The 20844-nt window shown below is 34.5% G+C and carries 18 protein-coding genes, 1 tRNA gene and 1 pseudogene; 7 read left to right on the top strand and 13 right to left on the bottom strand.

Annotation, left to right across the window (positions count from 1 at the left end; all coding sequences use genetic code 11):
- The first annotated feature begins 61 nt into the window (after positions 1-61).
- Positions 62-1198, top strand: coding sequence for a TFIIB-type zinc ribbon-containing protein (locus tag BST92_RS06900; RefSeq protein WP_342747844.1), 1137 nt, complete (start codon positions 62-64; stop codon positions 1196-1198).
- A 36-nt stretch (positions 1199-1234) separates the two neighbouring features.
- Here the strand turns inward: BST92_RS06900 and BST92_RS06905 are convergent, their stop codons facing one another.
- From BST92_RS06905 to BST92_RS06925, 5 genes are all read right to left on the bottom strand, one after another.
- Positions 1235-1876 carry a hypothetical protein gene (locus BST92_RS06905; RefSeq protein ID WP_105070784.1) on the bottom strand — a complete coding sequence of 214 codons (642 nt, stop codon included), beginning with the start codon at positions 1874-1876 and terminating at the stop codon, positions 1235-1237.
- Positions 1877-1896: 20 nt separating this feature from the next.
- The gene (locus tag BST92_RS06910; RefSeq protein WP_105070785.1) at positions 1897-2853 is read right to left on the bottom strand and encodes an OmpA family protein; all 957 of its coding nucleotides are present in this window, start codon (positions 2851-2853) and stop codon (positions 1897-1899) included.
- Positions 2854-3059: 206 nt separating this feature from the next.
- Positions 3060-4706: a hypothetical protein gene (locus BST92_RS06915; RefSeq protein WP_105070786.1), complete on the bottom strand. Its 1647-nt coding sequence runs from the start codon at positions 4704-4706 to the stop codon at positions 3060-3062.
- A gap of 129 nt (positions 4707-4835) precedes the next feature.
- Positions 4836-6389 carry an L-piperidine-6-carboxylate dehydrogenase gene (amaB, locus tag BST92_RS06920; protein WP_105070787.1) on the bottom strand — a complete coding sequence of 518 codons (1554 nt, stop codon included), beginning with the start codon at positions 6387-6389 and terminating at the stop codon, positions 4836-4838.
- A 14-nt stretch (positions 6390-6403) separates the two neighbouring features.
- Positions 6404-7399 carry an NAD(P)H-dependent glycerol-3-phosphate dehydrogenase gene (locus BST92_RS06925; RefSeq protein ID WP_105070788.1) on the bottom strand — a complete coding sequence of 332 codons (996 nt, stop codon included), beginning with the start codon at positions 7397-7399 and terminating at the stop codon, positions 6404-6406.
- A 222-nt stretch (positions 7400-7621) separates the two neighbouring features.
- Between BST92_RS06925 and BST92_RS06930 the strand changes: the two genes are divergently transcribed.
- On the top strand, positions 7622-8518 hold the full coding sequence (locus BST92_RS06930) for a nicotinic acid mononucleotide adenyltransferase (protein ID WP_105070789.1): 897 nt from the start codon (positions 7622-7624) through the stop codon (positions 8516-8518).
- 118 nt (positions 8519-8636) lie between these two features.
- Here the strand turns inward: BST92_RS06930 and nadD are convergent, their stop codons facing one another.
- The 4 genes from nadD to BST92_RS06950 are packed head-to-tail and all read right to left on the bottom strand — an operon-like array spanning position 8637 to position 11323.
- Positions 8637-9224: a nicotinate (nicotinamide) nucleotide adenylyltransferase gene (gene nadD, locus BST92_RS06935; protein WP_105070790.1), complete on the bottom strand. Its 588-nt coding sequence runs from the start codon at positions 9222-9224 to the stop codon at positions 8637-8639.
- Positions 9211-9810 carry a guanylate kinase gene (gene gmk / locus BST92_RS06940; protein ID WP_105070791.1) on the bottom strand — a complete coding sequence of 200 codons (600 nt, stop codon included), beginning with the start codon at positions 9808-9810 and terminating at the stop codon, positions 9211-9213. Before gmk ends, nadD begins: the two co-directional genes overlap by 14 nt.
- Positions 9810-10685 (bottom strand): YicC family protein, encoded by an 876-nt coding sequence (locus tag BST92_RS06945; RefSeq protein WP_105070792.1) that lies wholly within the window; start codon positions 10683-10685, stop codon positions 9810-9812. Before BST92_RS06945 ends, gmk begins: the two co-directional genes overlap by 1 nt.
- Positions 10686-10741: 56 nt before the next feature.
- On the bottom strand, positions 10742-11323 hold the full coding sequence (locus tag BST92_RS06950; protein WP_036582839.1) for a Crp/Fnr family transcriptional regulator: 582 nt from the start codon (positions 11321-11323) through the stop codon (positions 10742-10744).
- A 322-nt stretch (positions 11324-11645) separates the two neighbouring features.
- On the opposite strand from BST92_RS06950, the gene BST92_RS06955 reads away from it, so the two are divergent.
- Genes BST92_RS06955 through hemF form a run of 4 tightly spaced genes read left to right on the top strand, consistent with a single transcriptional unit; the run spans position 11646 to position 15019 of the window.
- A complete protein-coding gene (locus tag BST92_RS06955; protein WP_105070793.1) occupies positions 11646-12308 on the top strand; it encodes a uroporphyrinogen-III synthase in 663 nt (220 codons plus the stop codon).
- Positions 12301-13320 carry a uroporphyrinogen decarboxylase gene (hemE, locus tag BST92_RS06960; RefSeq protein ID WP_105070794.1) on the top strand — a complete coding sequence of 340 codons (1020 nt, stop codon included), beginning with the start codon at positions 12301-12303 and terminating at the stop codon, positions 13318-13320. The genes BST92_RS06955 and hemE overlap by 8 nt, the downstream gene beginning before the upstream one ends.
- Before the next feature lie 2 nt (positions 13321-13322).
- Complete coding sequence (locus tag BST92_RS06965) at positions 13323-14114, top strand: EI24 domain-containing protein (RefSeq protein WP_105070795.1); 792 nt, start codon at positions 13323-13325, stop codon at positions 14112-14114.
- Positions 14114-15019, top strand: coding sequence for an oxygen-dependent coproporphyrinogen oxidase (hemF, locus tag BST92_RS06970; protein ID WP_211292551.1), 906 nt, complete (start codon positions 14114-14116; stop codon positions 15017-15019). Before BST92_RS06965 ends, hemF begins: the two co-directional genes overlap by 1 nt.
- A gap of 84 nt (positions 15020-15103) precedes the next feature.
- Here hemF and BST92_RS06975 read toward each other — a convergent pair.
- Together BST92_RS06975 and BST92_RS06980 are read right to left on the bottom strand one after the other, a co-directional pair.
- Positions 15104-15552: pseudogene (locus BST92_RS06975) on the bottom strand (6-pyruvoyl trahydropterin synthase family protein).
- A 217-nt stretch (positions 15553-15769) separates the two neighbouring features.
- Complete coding sequence (locus BST92_RS06980) at positions 15770-17101, bottom strand: MATE family efflux transporter (protein ID WP_105070797.1); 1332 nt, start codon at positions 17099-17101, stop codon at positions 15770-15772.
- Positions 17102-17169: 68 nt separating this feature from the next.
- Between BST92_RS06980 and BST92_RS06985 the strand changes: the two genes are divergently transcribed.
- Positions 17170-17243: transfer RNA gene (locus BST92_RS06985), tRNA-Ala, on the top strand.
- Positions 17244-17251: 8 nt separating this feature from the next.
- Here the strand turns inward: BST92_RS06985 and BST92_RS06990 are convergent.
- Both BST92_RS06990 and BST92_RS06995 read right to left on the bottom strand, forming a co-directional pair.
- Positions 17252-18088: an alpha/beta hydrolase family protein gene (locus BST92_RS06990; protein ID WP_105070798.1), complete on the bottom strand. Its 837-nt coding sequence runs from the start codon at positions 18086-18088 to the stop codon at positions 17252-17254.
- A 1-nt stretch (position 18089) separates the two neighbouring features.
- Complete coding sequence (locus tag BST92_RS06995) at positions 18090-20831, bottom strand: PD-(D/E)XK nuclease family protein (RefSeq protein WP_105070799.1); 2742 nt, start codon at positions 20829-20831, stop codon at positions 18090-18092.
- Positions 20832-20844 lie beyond the last annotated feature (13 nt).

Raw genomic sequence — 20844 nt, forward strand, 5'->3', positions numbered from 1 at the left:
GAATCTGACAGTTTTAATAAGGTCACTTATTTAGTGTTTATTTTTTTATTTAGAATTTCATTTGGATTCAACAAATACATCCTCGCAAACATCAGAGCGTAAAAAATCATGTGTTAATTGTGGTGCTGAGCTTACTTATGAGCCTGGTACAGATTTAATTACATGTGACTATTGTGGACATCAAGAATCTATTAATCAAAGTGAACAACTTTTCAAAGAACTCGAACTGCATAAATATTTACAAGAAATGGGTGCGCAATCGCACTCTATGGAGATATCAATGCTACACTGTAAGAATTGTGGAGCAAACCAGCACGTAGAAGAAAGTTATAAGTCATTGCATTGTGTGTATTGCACGATGCCTTTAATTATTGAAGATAGTTATCAAGAGGACTGGATCGTACCAGGTGCCGTTTTACCATTTCAACTTGATCAAAAAAAGGCGCATTTAGTTTTTAAAAAATGGGTCGACGGGTTGTGGTGGGCTCCTAATAACTTGCAACGTGCTACAATCAATCCAGAGTTTACTAAAGGATTATATGTGCCATATTGGACTTTTGATGCACAACTAGTTGCAGATTATGAAGGCCAACGCGGTGATTATTATTATGTCACTAAAACAGTAGGTTCAGGTAAAAATAAACGTACTGTTCAAGAACGTAGAACCAGCTGGTCACCAACTGAGGGAACCATAAACGGATTTGTAGACGACACACTTGTAAAAGCTACAAAACAACGTGGTAGTCAAATACCTCGTGAAGTAAGCAATTGGAATCTAGATGGATTGAAAAACTTTGACACTAAATATCTAGCAGGCTATGTAACTGAAAAATATACTATACCACTTAAAGATGGCCATTTAGAAGCAAGTAAAGAGGCAGAAAAGATTGCTCAAAACTGGATACGTCGTGATATAGGTGGAGATACACAGCGTATTAGTGCCATGGATATGCGATTGTCTGAAGAAACTTTTAAGCATATCTTACTTCCGGTTTACATTAGTTCCTATAATTTTAATGGCACTAAATATAATTTTTTGTTAACGGTCAGACAGGTGCTATCTATGGGAAACGACCGTATTCGTTTTGGAAAATATTCTTGGCAATTCTGGCAGCGATTATCACCATTGTGCTTATTACAATGGTGGCACAATATGCTGGTTAGCTCGCTTTCGCGAAAGCGTAGAAAAAAAGCCTAGTAATAAGTTACTAGGCTTTTTTTTAATACATTGGATTTACATGCGACCACCTTTGTGTTCATCTTGCCATTTAGCAAGTTCTTCCCATTTGCCGTCAAATGCCATACCGGCTTGCAAAGCCCAACTTTCAGGATTGTGAACATCAAATCTCTTACCACCTGAGTTAAGTACATTTTTTCTTTCTTCTATGCTAGATGTAGATAATGAATACCATGTTTTGATATTATTGTTATGAAATAACTCTGCAATTTTAGGACCTATTCCTTCTACAATGGTTAAGTCATCTTCTTTTATTTTTTTACCCATTGCGGTTTTTGCAGCTGCAGCATCAAAATTGAGAACTGCGACTCCTTGACTTTTATGTAAATCATTTGATTCATTATTGCTTTCTTGAGCTGTACCAGCAACAAATCCTGCAGCCATGCCAGTGGTAGTAGATACTTTTGCACTAACAGCAGCTTCTTTATCTTTAATACAATTGTCTAATCTGGTTTGACATGATTTTAAATCTGCTTTAAGATTATCATGAGCAGATTGTAATTGACGATTCTTATCAATCCATTCATCACAATTGTTTGTTACCACGGAATTTGATTTTCCCCAATAGTAACCTATAATTCCTGCTATAATACCTGTAAGGAGTGGACATAGCCAGCACCATATATTTGAAATATCCATATTTATTTAATTTTTTGTTTTTATTTTAAAGTTACGACTACACGTCTATTTTGTTCTTTTCCTTCTACTGTATCATTTGTAGCAATAGGTTCATCAGGTCCTTTACCACTAGACTCTATGCGAGAAGAATTAATTCCATTCTTGACTAAATAAGATTTAGCAAATTCTGCTCTTTTTGCGCTTATGGTTGTATTGGTTGCTCTCGACCCAGTATTATCAGTGTGACCTACAGATATTAAACTGGATTGAGGTCTTGCATCTAGATAGTGGACCATTTTTGATATTTTCTCGCGCTGCTCTATGGATAAGTTTATCGTTGAAGCACCGGTTGCAAAATGAAGTACTAAAGGGTTTGCTCTAATATCGGCGGCAAGATTATCTAATTCACTTTCTAGTAAGGCTGCGCTCTTACCGCTAGGGAAGTCACTCAAATAATAATTAACAGGTCCGTAAACTACTCCATTTGTTGTGACCAATTGATCAGATAGTTTGCCGTCAATTCCCATATGGGTTGTGTCATACCCTAATGAGGAAAGATAATTTTTTACATCATTTGCTCTTGCTTCTCCTAAGTTTGTGAAAGCAGAGTTGTTTTTCTCTTCAGAACTGTAAAGTCCAGTGATATTAAACTTTTGATTGGGATGTTTATCAAGGTAGGTTTTGATTTTTTCATAGCTCTTAACAACATCAGCCTCGATAGGTTCTAAATGTTTATAATCACTAATATTAAAGTTGAGGTGGTTGGTTGCTTCTTCTATTAGATTTCCTTCCTGATCTTTAAGCATTAAATAGTTAACAGCGGTTGCTGTAGTACCTACGTTTTTGATCTGTTCCGTTTGCTCGATGACTACAGGTGCGGTTTTATCATTGTCTATAGCATTGTCATTGCCCCAGCAATTACAGCACCATAGCATGTTAAGTAGCATACCTATAATTATGGTAAGCAGTATCCCTAAAGGATATTTAAGTTTTCCCATTTTAATTATATGATTTTGATTATTCTCAATAAAGCTATATTGATTTTGATAAAACCCAATAAAATTATTTATAGAACTATCGATGTTGGTTATTTATCGTTAAAATTCTGCTTTTAATAGAGGTGTTGTTATTACGCTTTCGCGAAAGCGTATAAAAAAAGCCTAGTAACTAATTACTAGGCTTTTATATGAAATCGGTATTTCTACTATTTAGTAATCGTTAAGGTTCCTAGATGCGCACCTTCTTTATTAGATCCATAAATTAAATATTTGCCAGCGCCCTTTTGATAGGTCACAGAAGGTCTAACTACTAACTGGTTTTTCTCATAGTCTGTAGGGTCGATACGTTCCATATCGCCAGTAGAATCATCAAAAGTGAAAATTACTGGTATCATTTTTTTAATGTTTCGTACTTTTTTAACGTCATCGATATCTGTAGTTCCTATGTTTTTAGGATCATCATTCACTAATAGGCTTAGTTTTCCATTTTCATACAATGCTACACTGCTTAAATATTCAGGTCCTTCACCAAGTATAGCTAGTGGGAACAATACTCCAACACCTACACTTACAGAACCATTTGCCATTCCACCAGCGAGACCTATTGAAAACTGCGTTACCGTTACTTGCTGTTCTTTAGGTACTACATTACTCCAGTCCATTGTACCGTCTTGATTTAAAGCGGTAACGATGATTTCATTTGTGCTGTATGTAATAGGAGTAAAGGCTAGTGGACCTATACCAGATGTGTTACCTACATAAGTTGTGTACCATTCTGATAATACAATAACACCACCATTTTCTCTTTCAATAAGGTGTGTAATGCGATAGAATGGCTTTAAGTCTTTTCCTTTTTTAGCACGTCTCTCACCTATTAATTTAGTCTTGGTCTCAACACTGAATTCATTAAATGTCTCCTTTACGACACTGTTATCACTAGTTTCAACAGCAACGTCGAAAATCCCTTCTAATCTCCAATCTGCTCGACCACTTTTTCTAAGATTAGAATAGAATCCTATTAACTGTAATCTACCATCTGCAGTATTAATGACATTACAATTGAGTACTTTTTTACCTTTTAAATCGATGTCTATGTTTTCTTTAGCATACCCTTTTGAGGCATAGTAAGCATGAACAGTTAAGTTGGTCTCAGTTGTTTTTTTTGCCTTGTTACGGTAGCTATCGCTTACCACTACAAAAATGTCTCCTTTGTCATTTACTTCAAAATCGTCGAGACTAAACTCTAGATCTTTACGATCTTTAAATTGTAAGTCTACGGCTTCATTATGTACAGCAGCAAGCGTCTTATCTAATAATGCGATTTCATACCTTAGTTTTTCATCTCTTTCAAAAATCCCTACGTGCATGACTAGATAATTAACACCATCATACGAAGGTTCAAAAAAGAAAGCACCTTGCTGTGATCTTTTGGGAACCTCTACAGCAAGAACGGTTTTAGGTTTTCCTAGAATTAACTTCTCATCAATCGAGTAAGCCGCAAAAACACTTTTCTTAGCTTTTTTATCATAGTATGACCCAAAAAGAAATACCTCTCCATCAATAATAGCTAGGTCTTCTATAGTTACTTTGTTACCATTTATTTTATCAAATTTGATTTGCTTACTTTTTAAAAACTTGTTTGAGCCAGATTCAAATGTTTGTACATAAAACATTTTCTTTTGTCTCGCGAGTGTGTAGATGGTACCATTTTTTTCTCCAGCGATGTAAGTAACATCACCTTTTTTGGCTGTAATCTTTGGACCGAAATCCAGAGTTACATTTCCGACTTGCATTTGAGCATGAGCTTGAAAACTAATCACAGTGATTAGAAGGGTAAATAATAGTTTTTTCATTGGTTGGTTTTTATCAAGTTTGCAATATAAGCACTTCATGTATATATATTCTCAGATCTTTTTTAGTTCCAAAAAAATCCGCTTAAGAATTCAATCTTAAGCGGATTTTATATTTAAAAAAGAGAGATGTTACAAATCAAATTTAATTCCTTGTGCTAGTGGTAACTGATCTGAGTAGTTGACCGTATTAGTCTGTCTTCTCATATACACTTTCCAGGCGTCACTACCAGACTCGCGTCCACCACCAGTTTCTTTTTCTCCACCAAAGGCTCCACCTATCTCAGCACCACTAGTTCCTATGTTTACGTTTGCAATTCCACAATCAGATCCTGCAAAGGATAAGAACTTCTCAGCTTCTTTCATTTCATTGGTCATAATAGCACTTGATAATCCTTGTGCTACGCCATTTTGTTTCTCGATAGCGTTCTCTACCTCGCCGCTATACTTCATTAGATATAAGATAGGAGCAAAAGTCTCGTGCTGTACGATTTCAAAATGATTCTCTGCTTCAATGATCGCAGGTTTTACATAACAACCGCTTTCATATCCTTCACCTTCTAGAACGCCACCATCTACTAATACGTTTCCGCCTTCAGCTTTTGCCTTTTCAATAGCGCTTAGATACGTATTGACAGCATCTTTATCAATTAAAGGTCCTATGTGGTTCTTTTCATCTAATGGATTACCTATAGTTAACTGACCGTATGCACCTACGATTGCATCGCGTACTTTATCATATACAGATTCGTGAATAATCAGTCTTCTAGTTGATGTACAACGCTGTCCACAAGTTCCTACAGCACCAAATACGGCACCTGGAACTACCACTTTTAAATCTGCGGTAGGTGTGATGATAATAGCATTATTACCACCCAATTCTAGTAAAGATTTTCCAAAACGTTGAGCAACAGTTGCTCCTACAATTCTTCCCATTCTAGTTGATCCTGTAGCAGAGATTAGAGGAATTCTAGAATCTGTAGTCATCATTTCACCTACTTTATAATCTCCATTAATGATACATGAGATACCTTCAGGTAAATCGTTCTCTTTTAAGATATCTGCAATGATGTTTTGACAAGCTACCGAACACAAAGGTGCTTTTTCACTAGCTTTCCATACACATACATCTCCACAAATCCATGCAAGAGCGGTATTCCATGCCCATACGGCAACTGGAAAATTAAATGCCGAAATAATTCCCACCACACCTATAGGATGCCATTGTTCTCTCATCACGTGTCCAGGTCTTTCTGAAGGGATAACCTGACCGTTAAGTTGTCTAGATAAACCTACTGCAAAATCACAGATGTCGATCATCTCCTGAACCTCACCATAACCTTCTTGTAATGATTTACCCATTTCATAAGACACTAGCTTCCCTAGAGGTTCTTTAAGGTCTCTTAGTTTATTACCAAATTGTCGTACTATTTCTCCACGTTGTGGCGCAGGCATAGCTCTGAAAGAAATGAAAGCCGCTTGAGCTTTTTCCATAACCTTATCATAGTCTGCTTGAGTAGTCGTGGTAACTTTACCTATTAACTGACCATCTACAGGTGAATAGGATGCAATCTCTGGTCCACTACCGTAGTTGTCACTTCCCGTAGAAGTTCCATGGTTTACATCTTTAATACCTAGTTGTTTGAGAGCCTCATCCATACCGAAGCTACTTGCAATATTTGACATATTTGTTGTTAGTTTTAGTCCAGCTTATCAGCCAGTTTTTTAAATACCTTTTTAGGATTTTTATTTTCATATAAGATGCTATAGACGGCATCTAGGATAGGAGTGCGAGCTCCTTTTTCACTGTTGATTTTATAGGCACTATTTGTTGCATAATAACCTTCGGCAATCATACTCATTTCTAGCTGTGCACTTCTTACCGTATATCCTTTACCTAACATATTACCGAATAATCTATTTCTAGAAAAAACAGAATATCCCGTAACCAGTAAATCGCCTAAGTAAGCACTATCATTAATATTACGTTTCATTTTGTGAACTTTCTTGATGAAACGCTTCATTTCTCTAATAGAATTACTCATCAATACGCTTTGGAAATTATCTCCATAACCTAGTCCGTGAGCAATACCTGCCGCTATCGCATATATATTTTTAAGTACCGCTGCATATTCAGTACCTATGATGTCATCTGTTGTTTTACAGTTGATATAATCACTGCTTAACTTTGAGGCAACAAAGTTTGCCTTCTCTTCATCTGCACAGGCGATGGTTAAATAGGAAAGGCGTTCAAGGGCAACTTCCTCTGCATGACATGGACCTGTTAATACACCTATATCTTCAAAAGGGATGTTATAGTGTTCATTAAAATGCTCACCTACAATAAGTCCAGTCTCTGGAACAATTCCTTTAATGGCACTAAAGATGATTTTACCTTTTAAATCAACTGTTAAGTTTTCTAGTTCTGTATATAAAAATGCACTAGGAATAGCAAATATGCATACATCTGCTTCTGCAACGATTTCGTTGATGTCGTTTGATAACTTCAATTGATTGACATCAAATTCTACTGAGCTTAAATAGCTAGGATTATGATCGTTACGTTTAATGTGTTCTATAGCATATACACTGCGCATATACCATCCTACTTGATCTAGGTTTTCACAAAGCATTTTTACGATGGCTGTAGCCCAGCTTCCGCCGCCTATTACCGCAAATTTTTTGTTATTCTCCATAAGTTAATCTTGGACTGTAAAAATACCATTTTTTAAGTGGATAGCTCAATACAGCGTTAAAGCAGTTGTTCACTAAATGGTTATGAATATGATTGTAGAGATGGATTAGAGTTACGCTTTCGCGAAAGCGTAATTGATATAATTCAGTTGTCTGTAAATGAGTGTTTTAATAAAATGGCACGCTTTTCGCAAACGTTGTAGTAACTATTAAATATTACGATTATGAGAACATTTTACAAAATTTTAGGAAGCCTGTTGATTGCGGTGACTATCGCAAGTTGTGAAACAGAAGTGGTGATAGGAGATGGTTTTGATAATCGCCCTACACTTAATGAAATCTTGAGTAATCAAGAATTATGGTATGTTGATTTAAATAATACACAAGGAAACCCAGATATACCTTTTATGACCAAAGCTTTTACAGTGAGTTTTGATTTTGGAACGTTATATGCTAATAATAATCTTGTAGGAGTAGGTAGTGCTGGTGCTGGTCTAGGCCTAGATGTAGGTAGTTATCAGATATTGAATAATCAGGTTTCTATTTTACATGATATTGATGGGTTACATGATTTTACTGTGGTGGTTTTAAATTATAACAGAATAAAAATGATTGATATGCATCGTGGAACGGTTTATTATCTAGACGGTTATAATCGTAACAATTTTGATTATGATCAATTGTTTTATGATAATATTCAATATTTCTTACAAGAATACAAGGCATGGGAAAAGGTGTATACTAGTAATGTAGGTGCGCTTAATAATTTTGATCAAGAGAATTATTTACAATTCACTCCAGGTTTTAATGGAGATGAGTTTAAAAGTTCTACAGATCGTACAGGTCTTAATTATAGTAGTTTGTTTTGGGATTATACAGGAGAATATTGGATAAAAGATGAGGTTCCTGGATCAATTAACAAGCATTTAACTATGGATTATGATTTTATAGGCAATGATTTTTTCGATCTTTACGTTATTAATGATAACACGATTGAATTGTATCATTCGGCATCTGGAACTACTTATGAATTTAAAGGTAGAGGATACATTCAATTAAAAAATACTGCTGGTAAATCTAGATTAATTGATGCTAGTAGAGTAATTGAAAAAGAAAAGTAAAAAGAATTGGTTGGTTGAAAACCGTCTGTGGATCTCTTGTAGATTGCAGGCGGTTTTTGTTTTATGAAACTAAGAATGTAGGGTTAAATAATCTTGACTACATGAAATGAAGTTGCAGCTATTTATAAAAATTCATTTCTTCAATATATTCTTGCACTTTGTGATGCATAAAGTATCGCAAGTCTTTCCCTTCTTTAATTCCATTACGTATCATCGTTGAAGAGATTTCCATTATAGGAGCGTCTATCTTTGTTACACTTTTATGATGGAGTAAATCTTCTGGGATATCGCCTTGTGAAATACGAGGATATACTATGATCTGGTAGTCTTCTAATATGACTTGATAATTTTTCCACTTATGAAGACTTTTTAAATTGTCTTCTCCCATAATTAATGTAAAGTTATAATTGGGATATTTTTCAGTTAAGTGTGCTAGTGTATTTACGGTATAATTAGGCTGTGGTAGACTAAACTCTGCATTACTAGCTTTAATTTTTATATAATCCTCGGTAGCAATATAGACCATGTGTAAACGCTGATAGTCGTCTAGAAGTGTTGATTTCTTTTTATGTGGATTATGTGGTGTAACTACCATCCATATTTCATCGAGGTCGCTATTTTCTATAAGGTAATTTGCGATGGCAAGATGACCTATATGGACTGGATTAAAAGTGCCAAAATAAAGCCCAATGTTATTCTTCTTCATAAGGTCCTACCTTTTTATGGATAAAATTTCTTACGATATCCTCTGCCTGTTGCTTTGCTAGTTCAAGATCATCATTTTTAATAATGACATCAAATTGTGGTGCAGTAGCCATTTCTGTACTTGCTTTTGCAACACGCATCGCTATTTTTTCTTCAGACTCTGTCTTGCGATTTTTAAGTCTTTTTTGAAGTTCATTTATCGATGGTGGTTTTACGAATATAGAGATACAGCGATCTGGAAATTTGCTTTTTAAACGCAAACCACCTACAACATCAATATCAAAAATGACGTTTTTACCTTGTGCCCATAGACGTTCTACTTCACTTTTTAAAGTGCCGTAAAATTGATCTTTGTATACCTCTTCAAATTCGATAAAGTCATTTGCTCTAATTCTATTTTTAAATTCAGGTATCCCTAAAAAATAATAGTGTACACCATCAATTTCTCCTTCGCGAGCTTCTCTAGACGCTGCTGAAATAGAAAAGGCTAAATTCAGATCTTCAATTTTTAAAAGATGTCTTACTAATGTGGTTTTTCCAGCACCAGATGGTGCACTGAAGACGATAAGTTTAGGTTGTGCAGTCATTACAATACGTTCAACATTTGTTCTTTTACTTTCTCTAGCTCATCTTTCATTTGTACCACAAGTTGTTGCATAGTGGCATGATTTGCTTTACTTCCTATAGTGTTGATTTCACGACCTATCTCTTGACTTATAAAGCCTAGCTTTTTACCTTGAGAAAGCTCATTATCTAGTGTTTCTACAAAATAATCTAAATGATTTTTAAGGCGCACTTTCTCTTCAGTGATATCGTATTTTTCTAGATAAAAGATTAGTTCTTGTTCAAAACGGTTACCGTCGACCTTTTCTTTAAGATCACTAACTGCTTTTTCTAATCGAGTACGTATGTCTGCTAGACGAGTCTCATCTACTTCTTTTATTTGATCTAAAAGTTTATTGATGTTATTTATTCTTAAAATAAACTCATCTTTTAAGCCTTTTCCCTCATCAAGCCTATATTGATTGACCGCTTTAAGAGCTTCAATAGCTGTTTTTTCAATTACATCAAATTCTTCTTGCGAGACCTCTTCAATCTGGGTCGCAAATACATCTGGAAACTTTGACGCGATTTGTAATAAACGGCTATCATCTACGGTATCATTAAGATTTATCCCTTGAACTGTTTTTAATTGCTGTATATATGACTCTAATACCTGTGTATTAAGTTGAGTGGTGCTGTCAATGCCAGTTTTTTCTACGTGAATAGCAAAATCTATTTTACCACGAGATAACTCACTTGCAGCAAGTTGACGTAATGGTAATTCTATTTCTTTATAGGCGTTTGATAAACGCATATTAAGATCTAGGTTTTTACTATTAAGTGTTCTTATTTCTACAGTGATTTTTTTCTGGGCGAGTTGGGTAACACTTTTACCGTATCCAGTCATGGACAGTATCATACTATTCTATCATTTAGAATAGCAAAGATAAGTTAATCTCAAATCAAGGTTAAAGCTTACTCGTCAATTTTACTGCGCAATCTACTTAAGGATTGTTGTCTAATCCCTAAGAATGATGCAATCTCTTTAAGAGGTAGTCTTTCTACTATTGCTGGATATAGCTCTATAAACTTTAAATATCTACTGGTGGCATCTCTACTTATCATTCTAGCTTTTTCATCTAGTAAACCATGATACCTGCGCAACATAATTCTATGAAAGGCAGTAGCTAGTCCAGGATAAAGCTTGCTCATGTATTGGAAATCTTCATATTTAAAGCACAATACCTCAGCATCTTCCACACAGTCAATTTGTATATTAGAAGGTTTTTGTTCTATATAACTTACCATAGAGGTAACAGCGTCATTTTCTGCAACAAATCTAGTCGTGTGTAAGTTGCCGCTATCATCCATGATACTGCACTTTAAAATCCCTTTTTTTACAAAGTAAATTTTAGTTGCTGTGTCTCCTAAATAGAGAATAGTTTCTTTTTTCCGTACTTTCTTGACCTCCAAAAGATTAAAAACTTCCTGCGCATATTCTAGGCTAGGAGTGTTTTCATCCTGTGTTAATTCGTGAAGGAACTTTGGTAATTCCATAATAACTCAATTTTACTCTTTTCAAGGCTAAAGATGCTGCAAATAAATTAGAACACCTACTGATTGTGTAAACTTTAATATCTTTAATGTAGTTTAAAGTACTTTAAATCAGTTTATTAAAGGCATAATATTTTTTTACATATTTTAAAAATCTGCATCCGATAAAGTGTATATTTTGATTAAATTATTTATCAAACTTCTAAATTGTCCGTAGATTCTTCCATAATAAAATAGGGTTCTCTAAAACTAGAAATCGATATAAGAGAACTACTTATCTTTATACTTTAAAACTTACTTTCAATTCTGACTATAAAATAAGAAATTGAATATTAATAAACGCATTCTTTCAACTAAAAAGCTCACTACTGCACAATCAGAGTTGTTACTTGCTACTGGATTGTCGATGGTGCATTTTGATGTGCTTGAGATAAAAAAGATTGACTATGATGCCACTGGACTGCATTGTGAACATATTATCGTCACCAGTTCAAATGCATTAGAAGCTATAAGTTCGTTACAAATATCTGATCATGATTTCTATGTAGTAGGTGAGAAGACAGCATCTCATTTAATTGAGAAAGGTTATTTCATTAAAGAGCAAGCAGAAAATGCAGCACAGCTAGCCCAGATTATTATAGAAAAATATTCTCACTTAAAATTTGTCTACTTCTGTGGTGCACATCGTCGTGATGAGCTGCCACAGGCACTTTTATCGACACAAATAAGTTTTATAGAGGTAAAAGTGTATGATTCTATCGCGGTAGAAAAGTCATTTGATTGTATTTTTGATGCTGTAATGTTCTTCAGTCCTCGTGGTGTTCACGCTTTCGCGAAAGCGAACCCTCAAAATTTCCGTCTAGCCATATGTATAGGGGAAACGACAGCCGCAGCTGCAAGAATATATACCCAAAATGTGAAAGTGGCACATAAAACCACAGTAGAAAACACCATAGTCACCGCTGTAAAAGCATTACAAAATGATTAAAAACGATTTATTTTTAAGAGCACTTAAAGGAGAAACTGTAGATAGACCACCGGTATGGATGATGCGTCAAGCTGGTAGATATCTTCCAGATTTTATGAAGCTTAAAGAGAAGTATGACTTCTTTACACGTTGCCAGACTCCAGAGCTAGCTACTGAAATAACCGTAATGCCTATCAAGCAAATAGGTACTGACGCTGCTATTCTTTTCTCAGATATTTTAGTGATACCACAAGCTATGAATATCGAGGTGGAAATGAAAAATGGTGTAGGACCATGGTTACCCAATCCTATAAGAACTGCAGCTGATTTAAATAGAGTAGTGGTACCAGATGTAGCAGACTCATTAAATTATGTAATGCAGGCTATTGATTTAACTAAACAGGAACTGAATGATGAGGTGCCACTGATAGGTTTTGCCGGTTCTCCATGGACTATATTATGTTATTGTGTGCAAGGTCAAGGAAGTAAGAACTTTGATAAGGCCAAAGAGTTTTGCTTTACGCAACCAGAGGCTGCTCACGAATTATTACAACGCATTACAGATACTACCATAGCATACTTGAAATTAAAAGTACAACATGGCGTAAATGCAGTGCAGGTGTTTGACTCATGGGGTGGAATGCTTTCTCCAGTAGATTATCAAGAATTTTCTTGGAAATATATACAGCAAATCGTGGATGCCTTAAAACCACATACTGAAGTAATCGTTTTTGGTAAAGGATGTTGGTTTGCGCTTAGTGACATGGCAAAAAGTGGTGCTGCAGCGCTAGGTGTAGACTGGACCTGTAGCGCGCGTAATGCTCGTTACCTAACAGGTGGAAACATCACCCTTCAAGGGAATTTTGATCCATCTAGATTATTCTCGCCTCCAGCGACTATAAAAAAGATGGTTAAACAGATGATAGACGAATTTGGTAAAGATAAATTTGTGGCTAATTTAGGTCATGGTATTTTACCTAATATACCTGTGCCTAATGCACAAGCATTTGTAGATGCAGTAAAAGAATACTAGACGTGTTTAAAAACATTATAAAAGGATTAAAGGCTTATGCTGATGGGTTTTCACTCATAGGTAAGTTAAAGCTATGGCAATTCTTTTTAGTTCCTATGGCGATTAGCTTTTTAATTGCTGGTCTAGTAGGATTAGCAGCATATGGACTGTCTGATAATTTGGCAAATCTTATATCTAAATTGTGGATATGGGAATGGGGAAAAGAAGGGTTTTATACTGTTGCAGAGTGGATAAGCGGTTTAAGCATTATTTTAATAGGTTTCATACTCTATAAACACCTTGTGATGGCATTGAGTGCTCCATTTATGTCGCCGGTTTCTGAACGTATTGAAAAACACTTTTATCCTCATGCACGTCATCATGTAAAACATCGTGATACTACTAATATGCAGCAATTATGGCGAGGTTTACGTATTAACCTACGTAATATTGCTTATGAATTTGCGATAACCATACCGTTACTTTTATTAAGTTTTATACCTGTTGTAGGTTTTGTATTTACTGTGATAGCATTTATAGTCCAGGCTTATTATGCAGGTTTTGGGAATATAGATTATACACTTGAAAGACATTTTACTTATCGGGATAGTGTCAATTTTGTAAAACGACATAGAGGTATTGCTATTGGAATAGGGATCGTATTTATGGGAATGCTTTTTATACCCATAATAGGTGTTATACTGGTCTTACCTTTTTCTGTGACAGCGGCATCTCGCGTCACCCTAGAACAAATGATTACAAAAGAGAATCTGGAACTGCCAGACACTCATAAGCCACAAATCAATGCTCAATGATTAAGACACAATTTTATAATTTTATTAAAGAACTTCAAGACACCATTACTAGTCGTCTAGAGAAAATTGATGCTAAAGCTAGTTTTCAAGAAGATCAATGGCATCGTGAGGAAGGTGGCGGTGGTTTTACAAGGGTTATTGAAAATGGATCAGTCTTTGAAAAAGGTGGAGTTAATATTAGTGAGGTTTATGGTGCTTTACCAGTTACAATGCAGTCTTACTTTAAAGTAGGTGATGTAGATTTTTATGCAACAGGATTAAGTCTGGTAATTCATCCTGTAAACCCATTTGTGCCTACCGTTCATGCAAATTTTAGGTACTTTGAGATGTATGATAAACAAGGAGTGGTTATAGATTCATGGTTCGGTGGTGGATTAGATTTGACACCCTATTATTTGTTTGAGGAGGACGCTACACACTTTCATCAAGTTTGTAAAACAGTTTGTGATCGTCATGATGTGGCAGACTATACTACTTTTAAAGATAAATGTGATCAATACTTTTATAACTCACATCGTGGAGAAGGTCGTGGTATAGGTGGTTTATTTTATGATTATTGTAAAGCTAGTGAAGAATACAGTATGGAAGATTGGCTTGTGTTTCAAAAAGATATGGCTTCTCATTTTCTAGATGCATATGTGCCTATCGTAGAAAAAAGAAAAAACATAGAGTATACTAAAGAGCAACGCGACTGGCAGGAAATACGTCGTGGGCGTTATGTAGAATTTAATTTGGTTCACGATAAAGGCACTTTGTTTGGATTAAAGACAAATGGCCGTATAGAAAGCATATTGATGAGTTTGCCACCACATGTTCAGTGGCGTTATGACTATCATCCAGAACCTAGTACACCAGAGGCAGCACTAATAGAGGTGTTGAAACAACCTAAAGATTGGGTACAGTGATAAGAGATAAGTGATGGTATATAAAAACCTCACAAATCATTGAGGTTTGTGAGGTTTTTATTTTTAAAGAAAGTCACTATATTTTTATTGATCACTAGCATGCCACTCTGCATAACTAGTCTCTGTCTCTCGTAACCTCAAAGAAAATAATTCTATGTTCTGAGGTAATCTATTTTTATTTTATCTGCAAAATCTAAAATCATCATTTCGCTAGTAGGCTGATAGTCTGCAAGAATAACTTCATGGCCACGTTCTCTTAGTTCTTGAGCGAGCTCAACGTGTGGTGTGTTTTTATTAAACACGGTCGCATGATCAAATGGATCTACAATTTCTTCCTTTACAATTTTTTTTAAATCTGTAAAGTCTATCACCATACCGTGTTTTACATTATTAGAATCGTTAATAGGCGAGCCTATAACTGTTACGGCCAATTTGTAACTATGTCCATGCACGTTGCGACATTTACCGTCATAGCCATAAAGGGCATGGCCAGTTTCAAAAGTAAATTCTTTAGTTATTCTTACTTTTTTCATCTTCTAGACTTCCATTTATTATATCCTACAACCACTAGTAGAATAATTGCTATCACTAAGAAAATCCCAGATCCACCCATGAATTGAGAGATTCTGATAAACCAATTATCTTCCATAATTAATTGAAATATTTAAAATTTATAGAGGCAAAGATATTAGAAATATTATGCTTTATGTGATTATGCTTTCGCGAAAGCGAGATATTATAAATCTCAATCTACATAGACTTTATCTTTAAATGAAACTTATATGCAAGAATGATTGCCCTACCTAGCATCCAAAGTCCAAATGCTATCCAAATTGCGTAGAGCTGAAAATCAAAATAATCTAGAATTAATAAAGCAGGAATGAAGACAAAGGCAGTAAGAAGGAATAGTAAATTGCGTAAGTAAGAAGCCTCGCCCCAACCTTTAAAGATGCCATCAAAAACAAATGCAACAGCATTAATGGGTTGCATGATTAGTACAATCCAAAATGTGCTGAGAAATAGATCAAAAACTATAGCACTATCTGTAAACTGAATTCCTATCGTGTTATAGAAAAAGCCACATAACACTACTAATATCAAGGCTACCATTACACCATATGTTGTTGTAGTTTTACCTAAATACTTGAGTCCTTGAGCGTCATTGGACCCTAATAGTTTACCACCTATTGCGTTACCAGCACTAGCAAATCCATCAATAAAAAAGGAGAAAAATAACCAAATATTCATGAGAATAGCATGCGTTGCACCATATTCATCACCATAACCTGATGCATAACGATACGATAAAAATATAGCTACGTTTATAGCTGCCGTACGTAGAAAAAAGTTAGCCGTTAGAGCAATATGTCTTTTAAGTTTGGGATGTGGATTCCATGATAATCGATGTAGTTGAAAAGGTGTTTTGTGATATAAAAAATATAGAGCTATAATAAGCATTACAATTTGTGCGGCTAGACTGGCATATGCAGCACCCATAATACCATAAGATGGGATTAAGTCACCTATTCCATAAACTAAGGTGTAATCTAGTATGACGTTTATTAAAGCGCCAGATATGCTTGCTATCATAGCCCAGGCAGTATTTTGTATTCCTCTAAAAACGCCAAATATGGCAAAGGCGCTAAGTGTAATAGGGAAACCTATAGCTCTAATCTGATAATATGAAATTGATAAAAACAGTGTCGTGCCTTTTGTGTTATATAATGTAAATATCCAAGTGGCTAAAGGTGCTGTGACTATATAGATCAATATGCCTAGAGTTATATTAATCCAAATGACTTGTGGTATAAGTGAATTAATTTTATTTAATTGATCACTTCCTAATGCATTAGATACTATACTGGATATAGACGTTTTAGTTTGTGCAAGTGTCCAAATAATAGCACTTAAAAAAGATCCAACCAGGCCTACGGCTAGTAGACCTTCTACAGCATTGTCTTTCATATTACCTATAACAGCGACATCTGTTAAACTTATAAGTGGTTCTGCAATGCCTGCTATGATAGCTGGAATGGCCAGACTTAGAATGCTTTGAGGTGTAATTGAATTTATAGCAGGCATTTTTTAAAAATAGAGCTTTGTTTTTTTATGAACGGCAATCATGTTGTTTTATATTTGAAATGAATTTTGGGGGATTAGCTCATTTGGCTAGAGCGCTTGCCTGGCAGGCAAGAGGTGACCGGTTCGAATCCGGTATTCTCCACTTTACATTTATTTTTTATAAAAGTTTATACTGCATTGAATGGCCTGCTTTAAATGTTTAGGTAAATAAATGGATGACCACGGATGTACGGCTCCTAGAGTGTGATTAGCCTCTCGTATAATATGTAATTGAGAATTTTTATTCCATTTGTGTAATTGACGTCCTTCTTGAAGGTTTACCGTCTCATCGTTTTGACCGTGAATAATCAGATGCGGTATCGTTAATTTTTGCGCAGCTATTTTAATGGTTAGTTTTTCTTCATTATAAATAAAGTCTTCAAAAAATTGATAATAATGAGGCATTTCTTGTTGAGTACGTCCATTTTTAACATAGAACACCTTATCAATTTCCCATTTATTTAAAGCTTTACCTGTAGGAAATCTAGTTTTATAATCACTAACTCCTGCTAGTGTAATTAGTTTTTTTACCTTATCATTTTGTGAAGCAACTAGGGTTGTTATTCCTCCAGCTCTCGAATGGCCTAGTAGAAATATATTGTTCACATCTATTAAATCTGACAATTGGTTTGTTGACCACTCAATTACATCGTTTAAATCTTGTACTTCCTTACTGTAATTATTATTGCCGAAAGATTCTAAATCTGGAAAATCGATAGGGTTATCTATAGTGCCGCCATTATGAGAAAAATTAAATTTGATAAAACAAAATCCCGCATTTGCAAAAGCCTGGCCCATTAAATCCCATGCGCCCCAATCTTTAAAACCTTTATAACCATGTGCAAAAATTACAACAGGTATTTTATTTGCAGGTTTTAAATGATAGTAATCTAATAAAATAGGCTTTTGAAGATTTCTATCGAGTATTTTATTTTTTACTATATTCATTTTAATGATCCTTTGTCGTTAGGACTTTATCCTTATCATAAAGCTCTAAAATTATTTGAACTAACTGTTCTTCAAATTTTTCTAATTCTTGTGTGTTTATTGGTTGTGGTATAAAAGACCTGCCTTTTTTGATAGAATAAGAAATAAAACCTTCTTTAAAATTTTTAAAGCTTATAATTCCAGCAGCACATTCTGTAAAACTGTTGTTTCTGGAGTACAAATAAGAGTACATTAATACTTGAAATGCTTTTGATTTTTCATAATCCGTAATGAGAGTTTCATAATCACCAGGTTGTAGACCAACATTTGATTTGTTCACCATTCCAGACTTGTAATCTATAATTCTTATTTGACCATTAAGTTCATCAATACGGTCTACCTCGCCATGAAGTTTTATACTTCCTATGGAATCTATTTCAATAGAGGTAGAGTAACGAGCTTCTAATTTTCTAATAATTAAAGTATTTCCTGTTTTTACTATATCCTCATCATATGCTATCATTTTACTTACGTAATGTCTGGCAACCTCATACATTATTGTATTTTTTCCTTGAGGATTATTAGCTGTGTGATAACTGTCTAGATATGCTGTGTGAATAGCATCGTTAATTTGCGCACGTATGTCTTTAAAATGATATTTATCTAGAACTTGATCTACATATGGTAGATATAAGGCTTCAAGCGTTTTATGAATCATTGTACCCATAGTGTTTGCAGCCATGTCTTCTTCTACTTCTTCTACGTCATTGATTTTTAAAATTTTAGATCTGTAAAAATCTATGGGATCATATATATAACTAGTAATACTTGATGGAGAAAAGCCTGATTTTGCGATTTGATTAAGTCTCTCAAAATAATAATCGTCTTTTTTTATAGAAAGTGGTTCTGTCTTTTCAGTGGTAATTTTATTTGCGTAAAGACGATGGTTGATCTTATGATTAGGTATATTATTAGTTTCAATTTGCATTAAGAATCTACTTTTCTCGCCGCCACCTAAACTATTTGTTTCTGAATTGTATATGAAGTTAGCATTCTTACTTCGCTGTAATAATCTATAAAAGTGATATGCGTATACACTGTCTTTATCTGTATATGTAGGTAATCCAAATTTAACCTTCATATCATATGGTATATATGATGCTGTGGATTTACCAGCAGGTAAAACGCCTTCATTTACAGAAAGCATTATGATGTTTTCATAATCTAACGCTCTAGTCTCAAGCAATCCCATAATTTGTAAACCTTTTACAGGTTCCCCTATAAAATCCAGTTTCTTTTGAGGTAAAAATTGTTTAAATAAGTATTGAATTGTTCTTAGATCTGTAATACCAGATTGTATATCAATAATGGACTTGATTTGTTCTAGAACGCTGTGAATTCCTAGCAGTTGCTCTAGTTCTAATCTTTTGTTACCACTTTGGATTAATTTTTCCTGTAGTATGTCAGATATCTCGCTTAAATAACTAATAAGATCTGATGTTGTTAGTATTTGTAATTTTAATAGATCTATGAATGAGCACTCTGATTTTTGATCGATTTCTATGAATGGTAGATAAACTAAATTTTCTTTATTTATATTATTAATTAGTTCTTTTACTGCACTGTTATCTAGTAGATTGCTAAAATGTGATTCTAAGACTGCAATAATGTTTTTATAGTAAAAACCTTGATCTGTAGCTTCTACTTTTAATTTAATTAGGTGGTTAAAAAAGCTAGCGATAGGTGTCTTATCCAGTGTTAGTCCCATAGTTATATTAAGGTGTTCTATACTTTCTGGAATTGCACTTAAAAGCGGTAACAATAAATTTTCATCTGCTAGGACTATGGCTGTAGTGTCTAGATTAGTTGTTTCTAAATTGAATTCATGAATAAGTTTTCCGGCAACTTGACACATGCCTATCGGACCAGGTGTTCCTATTATATTGATTTCTTTAGGTGAGTCAAAATTGTTGCTGGTAATGCTTAGTTTGTTGTGGTCAAAATATTTCCAATCATCTTTATATCGCCTTATAAAACGACCAGCTTCATGGTATTTGTTTTCTTGAAAATAGATGTCATTATCATAAAATATTTTTGCATGATTACTATCTAGAAATGTTTTGATAATTTCTTCTTCTGCAAGGTTAAGAGCATTAAGACCTAGGAAAATGACAGGAGTTTCTTTTGAGTAAAGAGAGGTTTGATATTCCGCTTTCGCGAAAGCGATTCTATAAGCAAGACCTTGATAAACGATACCATTTGCGGTACAATCGTCAGTAAATTGATTGTAATAAAGTTCTAATCGTTTCCAGAAATGTAGATACTTTTCAATCATATCTGTTTTGGGCTCTAGAATTGACCAGTGTCCTTGTTCTAATTCTTTGAGGTTACCTAGATAATTAAAGAAATCAGTAGGTGATACCAAGAATCGATCTATCTCATTAAAGTCTTTAAGAATTGTTGGTGCCCAGGTGATAAACTCATCTAATGAGTCTGCCGAGTTTTTATCTTCTACTTTTAAGTAGCTATTATAGAAGTCAAATAATAAGTCTACATCACTAGCTATCTCGACCTGTGCAGTATGACTAATAAAGTCTTCAACGCTATATATTATAGGTTCAAAAATGGGTTGTTCTAAAACAGTTGCAATCGTTTTATTAAGAAAAGTAGCAACTCTTCTACTAGGGACTACATAAGTAAGCTTACTAAGGTTAAGGCCTTCTTTTTGTAAATCTTGGATGATGTCTTGTAGGAATGTATTCATAAGTACAAGATAT

Origin of the sequence: Nonlabens arenilitoris, from assembly GCF_002954765.1 — a bacterium.
Taxonomy (GTDB): domain Bacteria; phylum Bacteroidota; class Bacteroidia; order Flavobacteriales; family Flavobacteriaceae; genus Nonlabens; species Nonlabens arenilitoris.

What these genes read in the sequence shown, in the direction of transcription:
- gmk (WP_105070791.1), bottom strand. Translation starts at nt 9,810, where the DNA reads ATGACTGCACAACCTAAACTTATCGTCTTCAGTGCACCATCTGGTGCT.
- BST92_RS06915 (WP_105070786.1), bottom strand. Translation starts at nt 4,706, where the DNA reads ATGAAAAAACTATTATTTACCCTTCTAATCACTGTGATTAGTTTTCAA.
- BST92_RS06945 (WP_105070792.1), bottom strand. Translation starts at nt 10,685, where the DNA reads ATGATACTGTCCATGACTGGATACGGTAAAAGTGTTACCCAACTCGCC.
- BST92_RS06910 (WP_105070785.1), bottom strand. Translation starts at nt 2,853, where the DNA reads ATGGGAAAACTTAAATATCCTTTAGGGATACTGCTTACCATAATTATA.
- BST92_RS06950 (WP_036582839.1), bottom strand. Translation starts at nt 11,323, where the DNA reads ATGGAATTACCAAAGTTCCTTCACGAATTAACACAGGATGAAAACACT.
- BST92_RS06995 (WP_105070799.1), bottom strand. Translation starts at nt 20,831, where the DNA reads ATGAATACATTCCTACAAGACATCATCCAAGATTTACAAAAAGAAGGC.
- BST92_RS06990 (WP_105070798.1), bottom strand. Translation starts at nt 18,088, where the DNA reads ATGAATATAGTAAAAAATAAAATACTCGATAGAAATCTTCAAAAGCCT.
- nadD (WP_105070790.1), bottom strand. Translation starts at nt 9,224, where the DNA reads ATGAAGAAGAATAACATTGGGCTTTATTTTGGCACTTTTAATCCAGTC.
- amaB (WP_105070787.1), bottom strand. Translation starts at nt 6,389, where the DNA reads ATGTCAAATATTGCAAGTAGCTTCGGTATGGATGAGGCTCTCAAACAA.
- hemE (WP_105070794.1), top strand. Translation starts at nt 12,301, where the DNA reads ATGATTAAAAACGATTTATTTTTAAGAGCACTTAAAGGAGAAACTGTA.
- BST92_RS06905 (WP_105070784.1), bottom strand. Translation starts at nt 1,876, where the DNA reads ATGGATATTTCAAATATATGGTGCTGGCTATGTCCACTCCTTACAGGT.
- BST92_RS06930 (WP_105070789.1), top strand. Translation starts at nt 7,622, where the DNA reads ATGAGAACATTTTACAAAATTTTAGGAAGCCTGTTGATTGCGGTGACT.
- BST92_RS06925 (WP_105070788.1), bottom strand. Translation starts at nt 7,399, where the DNA reads ATGGAGAATAACAAAAAATTTGCGGTAATAGGCGGCGGAAGCTGGGCT.
- BST92_RS06980 (WP_105070797.1), bottom strand. Translation starts at nt 17,101, where the DNA reads ATGCCTGCTATAAATTCAATTACACCTCAAAGCATTCTAAGTCTGGCC.